The 12,521-nt window shown below is 63.5% G+C and carries 10 protein-coding genes and 1 pseudogene; 1 reads left to right on the forward strand and 10 read right to left on the reverse strand.

What is annotated here, in order from left to right:
- Positions 1–3,392 (reverse strand): annotated as a pseudogene (locus tag ABE093_RS06525) (RHS repeat protein); the annotation flags it as partial.
- Between the two features lie 792 nt (positions 3,393–4,184).
- Here ABE093_RS06525 and ABE093_RS06530 point away from each other — a divergent pair.
- Positions 4,185–5,093, forward strand: a complete 909-nt coding sequence (locus tag ABE093_RS06530) for a hypothetical protein (RefSeq protein WP_430760016.1) — start codon at positions 4,185–4,187, stop codon at positions 5,091–5,093.
- 36 nt (positions 5,094–5,129) lie between these two features.
- Here ABE093_RS06530 and gspD read toward each other — a convergent pair whose 3' ends face one another.
- Genes gspD through gspG form a run of 9 tightly spaced genes read right to left on the reverse strand, consistent with a single transcriptional unit; the run spans position 5,130 to position 12,516 of the window.
- On the reverse strand, positions 5,130–7,331 hold the full coding sequence (gene gspD, locus ABE093_RS06535; protein ID WP_430760017.1) for a type II secretion system secretin GspD: 2,202 nt from the start codon (positions 7,329–7,331) through the stop codon (positions 5,130–5,132).
- A 16-nt stretch (positions 7,332–7,347) separates the two neighbouring features.
- A complete protein-coding gene (locus tag ABE093_RS06540; protein WP_430760018.1) occupies positions 7,348–8,094 on the reverse strand; it encodes a hypothetical protein in 747 nt (248 codons plus the stop codon).
- On the reverse strand, positions 8,091–8,720 hold the full coding sequence (gspM, locus tag ABE093_RS06545) for a type II secretion system protein GspM (RefSeq protein WP_430760019.1): 630 nt from the start codon (positions 8,718–8,720) through the stop codon (positions 8,091–8,093). The genes ABE093_RS06540 and gspM overlap by 4 nt, the downstream gene beginning before the upstream one ends.
- Complete coding sequence (locus ABE093_RS06550) at positions 8,717–9,775, reverse strand: PilN domain-containing protein (RefSeq protein ID WP_430760020.1); 1,059 nt, start codon at positions 9,773–9,775, stop codon at positions 8,717–8,719. Before ABE093_RS06550 ends, gspM begins: the two co-directional genes overlap by 4 nt.
- Positions 9,772–10,566, reverse strand: a complete 795-nt coding sequence (locus tag ABE093_RS06555) for a hypothetical protein (RefSeq protein WP_430760021.1) — start codon at positions 10,564–10,566, stop codon at positions 9,772–9,774. The genes ABE093_RS06550 and ABE093_RS06555 overlap by 4 nt, the downstream gene beginning before the upstream one ends.
- Positions 10,566–11,192 (reverse strand): prepilin-type N-terminal cleavage/methylation domain-containing protein, encoded by a 627-nt coding sequence (locus ABE093_RS06560; RefSeq protein ID WP_430760022.1) that lies wholly within the window; start codon positions 11,190–11,192, stop codon positions 10,566–10,568. The genes ABE093_RS06555 and ABE093_RS06560 overlap by 1 nt, the downstream gene beginning before the upstream one ends.
- A gap of 2 nt (positions 11,193–11,194) precedes the next feature.
- Positions 11,195–11,605, reverse strand: a complete 411-nt coding sequence (locus tag ABE093_RS06565) for a type IV pilus modification PilV family protein (protein ID WP_430760023.1) — start codon at positions 11,603–11,605, stop codon at positions 11,195–11,197.
- Positions 11,602–12,054, reverse strand: coding sequence for a GspH/FimT family pseudopilin (locus tag ABE093_RS06570; RefSeq protein ID WP_430760024.1), 453 nt, complete (start codon positions 12,052–12,054; stop codon positions 11,602–11,604). The genes ABE093_RS06565 and ABE093_RS06570 overlap by 4 nt, the downstream gene beginning before the upstream one ends.
- Positions 12,055–12,069: 15 nt before the next feature.
- Complete coding sequence (gspG, locus tag ABE093_RS06575; protein WP_430760025.1) at positions 12,070–12,516, reverse strand: type II secretion system major pseudopilin GspG; 447 nt, start codon at positions 12,514–12,516, stop codon at positions 12,070–12,072.
- Positions 12,517–12,521: the final 5 nt, after the last annotated feature.

Genomic DNA, 12,521 nt, shown 5'->3' on the forward strand with positions numbered 1-12,521 from the left:
GGCACGCTCAGGCTTGGCGCACTTCCCGGCGCATACAATGCTTGCAGGCTTCCGGTTGCCGAGTACGGGCCGCACCCTGCTGCGTTGCACGCACGCACCTGGTAGGCATACGTGCCTGCCGCCCGGCCACTGAACCCGGCATTGGTCGCGCTGCCGTTGTAGGCCAAGGTCCAGCCGCCACCGTTCACGCTTTCGATCAGCTCATAACGATCCGCAGTGGCCACCGTTGTCCAGGTAATCGCATACGTTCCGCCGTAGCTGTTCGCAGGCACCGTCAGACTTGGCGCGGTCGCCGGTGCGGACACCACCTGGGCCTGCCCCGTATTCGAGTAGCCACCACACCCGGAAGCATTGCAGGCTCGAACCCGGTAGGTGTAGGTGCCAGCAGCCTTGCCGGTGAAGCCCATCGATGTTCCGTTGGCGCTATAGACCTGCATCCAGCTACCGCCATTGGCGCTTTCCTCAAGCTCGTAGCGGTCCGCTGTCGAGACACTGCTCCAGGTCGCGGTATAGGCCCCGTTGTAGCTGCTGCCGGGTACCGTCAATGCCGGCACGCCCGAAGGCGGGAACATCACTTGCGTCTGGGCCGTTGCCGAGTATCCACCACAGCCCGCCGCATTGCAGGCTTTGACCCGGTATGTATATGTGCCTGCCGACTTGCCGGCAATGTTCGCGGAAGCACCGGCTCCGCTATACGCCTGCGCCCAGCTGCTTCCGCCATTGGCGCTTTCTTCCAGTACGTAGTTGTCCGCACCGGAGATGGTCGTCCAGCTCACGGCGTAACTGCCTGTCGTGTTGAGCGTTGGCGCAGTCAGCGTCGGTGCAGCCGAGGGCGGTGCGATCACTTGTACCGTACTGGTTGCCGAGTATGCGGAGCATCCCAGGGTGTTGCAGGCCTTGACCCGATATGCATACGAGCCCGGCGCCTTTCCACTGACCGCTGCATTGGTGCTTGTCCCGTTGTACAAGGTCATCCACGCACCGCCATTGGCACTCTCTTCCAGCACGTAGCTGTCAGTCGTTGCTGTCGTCGACCACGTCACCGCGTAGCTGCCGCCGGCATTGGTGGCCGGTGCCGTCAGGATCGGCGCCGAAGGAAGCACCGTTGCCTGGCGGACCCTCGCCACCTGACTACCCGACAGATAGATATAGGCCAGAGCGTCGTTGCGTCGCTCATCATTGGTGTACATCAGCTGCCCGCTCATCGCATACGTCGACAGGATGCTGCCGCCTGCAGGGTTGGTCTGGGAGACACGCCGCCCCTGGCTGTCGTAGCGATAGCTCTCCTGGTTTGCAGCGCTGCGCAGACGGTTGCCGTAGTCGAAGCTGTAGGCCTGACCATTCTTGTTCGCCAGGTTGCCCTGCACGTCATAGGCCAGCGCCACCACGCTTGCACCCGCACTGTTCTGGATGTTCGTCAGGCGGTTGTTGGCGTCATAGATGTAACTGGCGTAGTCCTTCACCCCCGCCAGCTTCCACGATGTGATGTTGTCCAGCGCGTTGTAGCTGAAGCGGTGCCAGTTGTCGCTGCCACCGAACATGCCGGAGACGGCACCCGTCAATCGATCCAGGCCGTCGTAGGTCATGGACCGGTCGTAGGTCAGGCCACGCTGGTTGTCCGCGATCTTGGTCGGATTGCCGTTGGCATCGTAGGTGAAGCCGTAGTTGATGATCCCGCCGTCCACACTGCTGGACGGCAGCTGACGGGCGTTCTGGCTCATCGTGTGGACGATGCCGTTGCCGTAGGTGAACTGACTGATCCCGCCGTTGGGGTAATAGCTCACCCCGGAGGCATAGACCTTGCCTGCCGTGCTCGCCACCGAGGTCGCCTGACCCAACGCGTTCGGGCTGTAGCTCACCGTCAGGTTGTTCGGATACTGCTGGGTGCTCAGGTTGCCGTTCTGGTCGTAGCCATAGCCGATGCCCATGGTGTAACCCGGCTGGCTCGTGCTCTCGCCCGCCAGAAGACGACGATGGTTGTAGGTATAGACCTGACCAACCGAGCCCTGGCCCGGGCCATCGTTGTCCACGATCGAACTGGCCACCAGACCATCCGGGGTGTACGTCCAGCTCTGGTTGCCCTTGCCATCCGGGAAGGCCAGGAACGTGACGCGGTTGCGGGCGTCGTAGCTCCGGTCCGCGCGGCGACCCGCACTGTAGGCTTCGGTGGTGTTGCAACTCGTCGTACTCGGATAGGCGCCACCGGCCGCCGACCATGCCAGGTTGCCCGCGGCGTCATAGCCCATCACCGTCGATCCGACTTCCGGCTCGATCGTCTTGCACAGCTCCATGCTGGCGTTGTAGACATAGCTGCGGGTCACGCTGATCGCCGAGTTCCCATGGTCGGACTGCGTGATCGACATCGGCATGCCGAAGTAGTTGCGAGTGATGGCGACGTCCTTGTTCTCCGGCTGCGCGCTCCATGCCAGCTGGTCGTAGCTCGGCTGGTCGTAGACCTGGTAGCCGGTCGTCGTCGGATACAGACGCGGGTTGGTGGTCCGGATCTGGAAGCCGGGCAGGTACTCGGTCGTCGTCGTCAGGTCCCCCAGCTCCGAGTTCTGCTTGACCTGCGTCACCCGGTCCAGCGCGTCGTAGGTGGTGGTAATGCCCGCTAGGGCATCGGTGAAATTCTTCCACCCCGAGACATAAGGGTTGATGGGGTAACTCTGAAAGACCAGATGTCCGTCGCTGTCGTAGCGCTTTGCCAACCAGTGCAATGTCGCACTCGACGCGCCGATGTCCTCTTCCTGTTCCGCCACGGGGCGCCACAGACCATCGAAGTAGACGATCTTCTTGCGGTTGCCTGTCTGCGTGACCTGTTCCCAATGTCCGGCCGGCAAGCCATAGGCCGCCGATGAAGACGGCGCGAAGGTAATCGTCGTCGTGTTGTAGGTGAGATTGGTCTCGTTCGGATAGGCGATCCCGGAGACCCGCCCCATGGCGTCGTAGCCATAGCCGGTCACGTATCCGTTCTCGTCGGTCACCGAACGGATCCAGCCGTTGTCGTCCACGGTCGCCGACACCCCCGTGCCATCGGCGAACTGGATGTTCTTCGGGATCCCCCGGTACCAGTTGCTGAAGGTCGTCGTGTTGTTGTTGCCGTCCTTGCTCGTCTGCAACGTGCCGTCGGCGTAATACGTCATCGTCGACTTCAGCTTCTCGAAGGCATAGGTCTGCAGGACCAAAGCCGTATTGGCGTCGTACTCGTTGCGGACATCCACCAGACCGCTCTCGACGTTGTAATGCCGCTTGGTCTGGCCCAGCACCCAGTGCGTGGTGTCGTCGTAGTAGTCGGTCACATCATTGCGGCTGTAACCCAACGAACTCCACTTGTGCACGCTCACGGGGCGCGCATAGGTGTCGTAACTGTTCACCGCACTGCTGAATGTCACCCCATCTTGCGTGGTCGTCGTGGACAGGGCAGGCGTCCAGCGGTCGGTTATTGCCTCGTTGCTACGAGGCGTATAGTCGCCGCCGATTATGGCAGGCCAGGGATACGGGCTGGACGTACTCGTCCAAGGAAACGTCGCGTATGTGTAGTCAGTCGCATACATTGGCGCTCCCGCGCCCGATGCATACGTTTCCTGGCGCAGCAGCAGGTTCTCGGTCTCCCCGTATTTGTTGCTGAAGATGCTGCGGTGCCTGGTTCCGTCCGGGTCGGTCACGTCCGTCCATACTGACGAAGTGCACCCGCTGCTGCAATCAGAATCCCAACTCGAATATCCCGGGGAATAACTGTAGTTCCATGTTGCGGCCGCGATGCCTGGACCGCTTACGGTTTTACTGAGCAGGGCGTATGTCCAGCTGTCCTTCGGAATATATGCAAACAGCACCAATGGATCGCCACCGATGAGCAATGGCTCGCAGTCCTTCGGAACATAGGAGCGTCCGATATGCAATGTTCCGACCGTATAGGATGCAGTCGCACCGGAGGGCGAGCTCACCGTTCCGACGGTTTGTGTTCCGCTGACGCCATCATCCGGCGCCGTGATCGTGCAATTGCCCGTGTGATTGTTGATCCGCGAAAGGCTGTATAGCGCGCTGAGGCTGTATTGCCAGGATGAGCCATCCGGCAAGGTCACTGACGTCAGCGATCCCGACGTCACTCCGTATTGCCAGGTCCTGGCAGTACCGCCGGAACCGACCGTGACGGTCGCTCCGCTTGCCGTAAACGCGATGCCGACATGCCGACCATCGCTGGCATCGATGTTGATGCCGTCTGTCACGTATTGGTAGGTCACCCAATTGCCGAATCGATCCTCGATTCGAGTGACCAGCATGCTGGCATAGGAACGATTGATGCCCGGCTGTCCGCTTGCGCCAACGCGGTCGCCAGCGACATACACCAGGCGATCCAGCCAGTATTTGGTTCCATCGGGTGCCGTCGCCAGAAATGCCTCGCCCGGCTGTCCGTTGCTCGTGGTTGGCAGGCAACCGATCAACCAATTGTCGGACGTGACGGCACTATGCGCTGGGGATCCCTGGATCGTGAACGCGGGCGCCAAGACGTTGCGCGACTGGCCGGAGGCATCGACCAGCTGATATCCCCCCCACCACTTGTCGGGCTCGGCGTCATAACCATTCGTGCCGAATGCAATGATCCCGGGGTCGGTAAAATTCGTGCAGCGGGCATTTTTATTCGTGGCATTGACCTGCCACCCAATCGATCCGCCACTAGAAATACTCGAATTGGTATTGACCAGCGTTTTCAAACGCGGCAATTCCAGTTCCCAGTCACCGAATCTGTAACCGGAAGTCTCCGGGCGGGCGGCGATGCGCCCAACGATATCCATCGTTCTGGTGACCCGGATCGTTGGACCGATACCGGGCAGTTCAATATCCGTGTTGCGGAAAACGAGGCCGCCATTGCGCAGACTGACCTGATCTCCGAAAGAGGAGAAAGGTGTCACCGTTTGTGCGGGCGTCAAATACCGGGAATATTCTTCTTCAGGCGAGGCGGTTTGCGCAGAGGTCGACGAAACTGCCGCAAGAAGTGCACAGCAGGCGAGCGCCTTGACCCAGGCGCTCTGCAATACATTCGAAACCATCCCCGTTCCCCTCGGGCAAATCGTTGCCCTTCAAAGTTGAATTGAATTACGACCACTGTCAAAGTTTCAAGCCTAAATGCTTCAGCGTGCCTTCTGCTTCGCAGCCCGCATCGGCTCCAGCCCCCTGAACTTCATCCCATATTCGTCGGTGAGCTTGCGCGCTTCCATCGGATCGCGGATCAGCGTCGGCGTCAGCAGGACGATGACCTCGCTGCGTTCGGCCAACTGGTGCTTGGTGCCGAACAATCCGCCAATCACCGGGATGCGACTGAGACCGGGAATGCCGCTCGATCCGTGCGTCATGCCGTCGCTGATCAAGCCGGCCAGCATCACCGTGTCGCCGCTTTGCACGGCAGCTTCGGTGCGCAGGCGGCGGGTATCGATGCGTACATTGCCATTGCGATCGGCGGTGCTGCCCGGACTGCTGACTTCCTGCACCAGGTCAAGGAAGACCATGCCATCGCGCGTGACGCGCGGGCGCACCTTGAGGATGGTGCCGGTATCCATGTACTGTACTTGCGAGTAGGTGGTGGTGCCGGTGCCCGTGCCCGGATTCACCGTTACGGAAGAAATCGGAATGCGACTGCCGACATTGAGCGTGGCCTCGGTGTTGTTGCGCACGATCACCGATGGCGTCTGCAGCAAGTGGACGTCGGTCACCTGATCGAGTGCGGAAATCACCGCGGCGGAGTTGCCGCCGATGAGATTCACCAGCAACCCGGTGTTGGTGTCCACGCCATTGCCATCACCCGTGCTGGAGCCGCCGCCGACCGCGAGGTGGCTGCGCGCATTCGCGGCAGCCTGGTAGATCGAAGGAATCATGTTGCCGAAATACCAATTGACGCCGTACTTCAAATCGCCGGTGAGCTTGACCTCGACCACTTGCGCCTCGATGTGGACCTGCAGCGGCATGACGTCGAGCTTCTCGATCACTTCGCGGATCGATTTCCATGCCGCTGGACTGGCGCGCACCAGGATCGCGTTGTTCTCGTCGACCGCGGACACGCCGACTTCGTCACGACCGATCTTGAAGTTGGCGGAGGTCACGCCGCTGTTGCGCTGGGGCAACGACATCTGCCCAATCGGCGCGCCGCCACTGCCGGTGGTCGCACCGCCGTTGGAGCCGGTGATCGGTGCGTTGCTGGTGCTGGAATTCATGTCGCCGTCGCCGATCTCGGTCGACTGCAGGCCGGGCATCATGCTGGGCGATTGCGCCTGCCCGTTCTGATTGCTGTTGCCGCCGAACACTTCGGAAAGGCGTTGCGCCAGGTCGCGCGCGCTGATGTAACGCAGCTCCTGGGTATACAGACGGCTTCCGCCACCGCCGCCGCCATCGAGGCGATCGATCCACTGCTGGATGCGGTCGAGATAGTTCGGTTGCGCGGCGATCACCATCACCGCGTTGGCGGAATCCAGCGGCATGAAGCGGAACATGCCCGCACCGGGACTTTTGCTCTGCTCGCCGAACACGCGCTCGAGATCGGCCACCACCTTCGATGCATTGCCGCTCTGTAGTGGATACACGCCAACCGACATGCTGGCCATCCAGTCGACGTCGAAGGTCTGGATGGTGCGTTCGTAGTTGGCGAGTTCGGACGATGTCCCCGCGAGCGTGATGATGTTGCGCGCGCTATCGACACCGACGATCGCATTCGGGCGCGCATAGGGCTCGAGGATCTTCTTCATTTCTCCTGCGGAGACGTAGCGCAAGCGTTCCGGTCGTACCTGGTAGCCCGCGGTGGAACCACCACCGCCACGCGGCGACACCATGCCGCTGTTGAGCGCCTGGTCGGCCGGCACGATGTTGTAGCGACCGCCGCTGTAGATCATCCGCGCGTTGTTCCAGCCGAGCACGGTGTCCAGCAGTTGCAATGCTTCCGCGTGCGTGACCGGCTTGGGCGTGTTGAGCGTGACGGTGCCCTGCACCGCGGGCGAAATCGCGTACTTCTGTCCGAGCATGTCGCCGAGGATCACCGCGATCACGCTCTGGAGCGGTTCCCCCTGGAAATTGAAACTGGTCGAGCCACGCTGGCGCGCGACCGGCGCGGTGCTGCCGCTGACAGGCGCGGCATCGCGCAACGGCGGTTGGCTGCCGCGACGGATTTCCGGTTGCGGACCGGACAGGTCCTGGCCATCGCTCGCCAGATCCTTGTTGGTCGTGCCGGCGGTCGCTGCGCCGACGCGGCTGAGATCGGCATCGCGACGCACTTCCGGAACCGGATTTGCGGCGCACGCAGCCAGCAGGCAGGTGAGCGTGGAGAGAAACAATACGCGGGTGTTCATGTCGTTCGGTATCCCGTCAATGCCTGGCGGAAGAAGAGGGTTGTTGCTGCGCTTTCCTCGCAGCTTCGATGCGCTGGCGCACCGCTTCGATTTGTTGCAACTGGGCGGGCGTTCCCTGCGCGGTAATCGGCGGCGCCGGAGGCGGATTCGCCTCTGCGGCAGGTTGTGCCGGATTCCTTGCGGCAGGTGGCACCGATCCCGCCATCGGGGGCGCCGCTGCGGGAGGATCTGCAGCAGGCGTCTGCGGCAGCGGCATGCCATCCGGTCGCGGCACTTCCAGCTTGAGGATCTTTTCGTCGCTGCCGGACTGGAAACGCGCCGTCTTTGCCGTGAGCTCGACCAGTCGCCAGCCGGATGCGCCCGGGACTTCCTGGCCCAATCGCACGCGCACCGGCTGCTGCTGTCCCGCTTTCTGCAGCGATGCCGCATTCAATGCAGCCGAACGCACGATGCCGGTCAGCGTGCCATCGAAACTGTTGGCCACGGCGCCATTGGCATCGCCCTGGCCACCCAGATCGGCGGTGTGCGGCTTGCGATCGCGGAAGAACAGCGGTCGCGCCCAGGCGGGATCGGCATCGTTGATCGCTGCCGCCGACTGCGCGATACCCGCGGGATATGTCGGGAATGTCGTCGAAGCGGATGTCGCTGTCGCCGCCGGCACCGCGCTCGGTCCCAGCAATGTCCAGCCCAGCAACCCCAGGCTGACCATGGCCAGGCCCAACAGGACGCGCGTGACGATGGGCGCCGAAGTGAACCGCATCATGGCGCTCCCGCCGCGGGCGCGCTCTGACGCTGGAATCCGTACACCGTCATGTTGATGTCGAGCGCGCCCTGCCCCGGGCTCGCGCCACTCATTGGCAGATCGGCCGGCGCGGCGATGTTGAGCATGTCGACGAACATCGCCGGGCGCGCGGATTCGATGGCCTGGCTCAATCGCAACCATTCGCTGTTGCCGCAATGCAGGCGCACGTTCACCGCGACGCGCTGCGCATCGGCACTCTCTCCCGGCGCGATCGGCGTCTGGCTGTCGATGCGGCAACGCTTGCCATCCCCGCCGATCGTGTTCATCGCATCCTGCAGGCGCTGCATCATCCCGGCGATGGCCTGGTCTCGCGTTGGCTCCGGCAACAACAGCGGCTCGCGACTCGCGGCCTGGTCGGCGGCCTGCAACGCGGCGTCCAACCCCTGGCGCGAATGGAGCACGGTTTCCACCCGGTCGCGACGTTCCAGCAGTTGCGAAAGCCGCGCATGCTGCAACGACCATGGCCGCCACCAGCATGCATACACCAGCGCGATGACCAGGAGAACGACGATCACCGCGAGCACGCTGGCGACGATGCGTTGACGCCTTTGTGCAGGCGTCAGCCAATCGTTCGGGAATGCATTCATCGCGCCCCCTTCGGCTTCAGGCGCATGGCGACGCTGAACCGCTCGCGGCCATAGCTGGCGCCACTCATGCCGCCGCCCGACAACGATGGCGTCTCCCACAACGGATTCGCCTGCAGGTACGACAATGCCGTCGCCGCGGATGCGCCCTGACCCGACAACTGCAACTGGCCGTCCTGCAGGCTCATGCGTTCCACATAGACGCTCGCCGGCAAGCGCTCGGCCAACGCATTGGCGATCGCGCCCAGATCGGCATGGCGCGACTGCTCGGTTTGCACTTTCTTCGCACCGCCCACCAGATCGTCGAGACGCTGGCGCTGCAAGGTGATTGCGCGCGCACGGTCCGTTTGCTGCTTCAGGCTGGCGTCGAGATTGTCGGCGCGCACGCGGGCGTTGACCACGCTGCGCCACATCGTCAGCGACAATGCGATCGCGACCACCGCCAGCAACGCAAGATTGATCCAGCGCCAAGGCCGATGCAGGGGCGCGCGCTGTTCCAGCAGGTTCACACCGAGCGGCCGGCCCTCGGCATCGGCGACGTCGACGTCGACGCCATGCAATGCCACGCCAAGATCCTGCCCGACGCGCTCAACCAATGGGTCAAGGCGTGTTTTCGGCACCGCCAGCAATTCCGCCGTGATGCGCTTGCCGGCGACGTCCAGGTCGGTCACGCGCGCATCGTAGGCCACGTCGTTTTCGGAATACGGCGTCTGCCGATCAATGTCGTAGCGCGCCGTCTGCCGCAGGTGATCGATCGCCGCCAACGGCAATTGCAACGTCGCACGCACGGCATTGCCGCCATCCAGCAACAGCCAGCACGGCAGGTCGGGATGGCGTGACAACAACTCGCGCAATGCCACGACAGAGGTCGCCGGCGTACCAGTGCCGACCCAGCCCGTCCATCCCTCGGCGTTCACTCGCAGCCACACCCGCGGCTGTGGCGGACACCAGCGCGCGCGCGCAGCCGGCTTGAGCCACAACATCAGCCCGTTCATCCACCAATCGAGGAACCCCGCGCCCGGCGCCATGGGTCGCCGCAGCCATCGGGTCGGATTCACTGCTGCCAACGTCCGTGCTCCCATGCCAACCATCTGATTTCGATTCCGCCATCGTAACGCGGCGTCCCCTGAAGCACGACATTCACTCGCCCCGGCGGATGATCCGGACGCGAAGCCACCACATCGATGTTGTACAGACCGCTGCCATTGGCATTGCCCACCGGCATGCCCGCAGCCTTCCCCGCTGCCACCAGTGCCGTGCGCATCCGGGCATCGGCCAGCGTGATGTCCGGCAGCGACCGACCACTGTAGACCGTCAATTCAGGAGCCAGGGACGCCAGCGTCTCCGGCGAAACGCCAGGCAATTGCGACAACGAGGCGACATTGAACAGTCGGGTCGGCACGTCGTTGTTGCCCGCACCTTCCTGCCTGGACAGGCGCGCCGCACGCATCGCACCCAGCCCATTGATGATCGCGGAAATCTGGTCGGGCGGAATGTCCTGCAATTGCATCAATGCGCGCAGCACGTCGGGATCGCCGGCGTTGAGGTCGAACTTGCCCCACTCGTCGCGGATGGTGATGGTCAGTGCGTGGCCATCGTAATTCCACTGGCGCGACTGCCCGTCAGGCAGCCAGCGCTGTTCGCCCAAGCGCGCATCCATGCGGGCGACGGCATAGTTGATGCCGGCGCGCGCCGCCGTTTCGGCTTCGACGCGATCCCCCATGGTGGACGATTGCAGATGCCGGTTCGATGCCGTCATCGCCAGCATCGCGATCGCCGCGACCATCAATGCGATCAGCCACAACACCAGTGGCAACGCGAATCCATCGCTGGCGGGTTTCATCCTCATTACGCGCCACTTCCCGCCAATGGCAGATAGACGCGGATCGGCGGCCACTCCGGGCCCGCCGCCGGCGTCACCGCGACTTCGATCCATTCCGGCAACACTCCCGTCGTTGCCCAACGGGAATTCCAGTCGGTGATTTTTCCGTCCGTGCCATGTCCGCGATAACGGAAGCGCACCTGCTTCAGTCCATCCGCCACGGTGGTCTGTGGTCCCGGTTCGCAATCGGCGGATTCGTTGCGATCGCGCAGTCCGCCGGCACGCAGGCAGATCGCCACGCCATCGCGTGCCCGCACCACCTGCAGGGTCTGGCGGAATGTTCCCCCGGCGCCGACATAGGCGCGCACGTTGCCGACGAAGGCCATTTTTTCTGCGCTGCCGATGAACAGCACTTCGCTGCCGTCTCCGGCGAGGAAGGGTGTCGGCGTGATCGCCGCGAGGCGTTCGCGAATGGCCGTCGATGCCGCATCGCGCACCTCGGCCTGGCGGACCTGGCGATCGCTGCGTTCGCGCCCCGCCCACAATCCGCGCAACGCCGATCCCGTCAGGGTGATTGCCAGCGCCAGCAAGACGGTGGCGAGCAGCAATTCCAGCAAGGTGAAACCACGCTGTGCATGTGGGGGCGGACGCATCGTCATGGCGTCGTCGATCCCGGCGGCTTTGGCGATGGCTGGCGCAGGGTCCGGGTGGCGAACGATCGCTCGTTCTCGCCATCCATCCAGCTCACGCGCATCCGCACTTCCAGCAGGCCGCTGCCGTTGCGCGATGCCACCACGCCCGCCGGATCGATCCACGGTTCGACTTCGCGTCGCCAGTGAAAGGCATGGTCGGGCGTCTCGCCCGTCTGCACGCCCACCGCCAGCGGTTGCGTCAGCGCTTCGTCGGACAGACTCTGCGCCCACAGCACCGCGCGTGCATTCGCGTCCGACCACGCCGTCTGGCGATAGGCACGGCTCGCGATCGAAAGACACATCGTCAACGCCAGCGCCATCAACGCGAACGACACGATCAGTTCGATCAACGTGAAGCCGCGCTGTCGCGTCATGGCGTGGCGTCCCGCTGCAACACGACTTCCCCGGTGATCCAGTTGACGTCGCTGCGCCAACGCTGGCCGTTGCGAGAAAGAGTGACGCGACCACCGGTGGATGCGCCATCGGGGAAGAACACGATCGTCCCCTCTTGCGTGTTCGACGACAATTCGCGCGCGCTCGTCATCGTGACCTCGAGATCGGGATCGATCGGATGCGCAGGTCGCCCGGCGACCAACCAGCGATGCTGCCCCGGCTCCAGCACGAAACGCTGCGGCACCTGGCTGCGCATCGCTTCGGTGCGCGCCTGGCGCAGCCCCATCGCGATCTGCTGCGCGGCGTCGCGCAGGCGCTGGCCACCGCTGTTGCGCGAGATGGTCGATGCCACCAGCGCAGACGCGATCGCCACCAGCGCCATCACCAGCATGATCTCGATCAGGGTAAAGCCTTGCTGCGCGCGCGACATGTCTTCAATCGCGCATCATTCCGATGACAGGTCGGCATCGACACTGGTGCCGCCGGGCGCACCGTCGCGGCCGAGGCTGGTCAACGTGAACGGCTTGCCATTCTGTCCGGGCACCTGGTACTGCAGGTCATGTCCCCACGGATCCTTGAGATCGGACGCCTTGGCGTACGGCCCGAGCCAACCCGTCGCGCCACTCGAGGGCGCCGTCACCAGTTCGTCGAGCTTGGCCGGGATATGGCCGGTATCCGCCTTGAACTGTTCGACCTTGTCCGCGGTGGTCTGCAATTGCGCCTTGGCCAGATTGACCTTGGCGCGATCGCTGCCGCCGAGGATGCGCGACGCCGCGAACGCCACGATCGCGCCGATCAGCATCACCACCAGGATGATTTCGATGAGGGTGAAGCCGCCCTGCTGGCGGGCGAGCGCAGACATGGCGGGACGATGGCGGACATTGTTGGGCATGGCAT

The organism is Solilutibacter silvestris, assembly GCF_050574925.1.
Classification (GTDB): domain Bacteria; phylum Pseudomonadota; class Gammaproteobacteria; order Xanthomonadales; family Xanthomonadaceae; genus Solilutibacter; species Solilutibacter silvestris_A.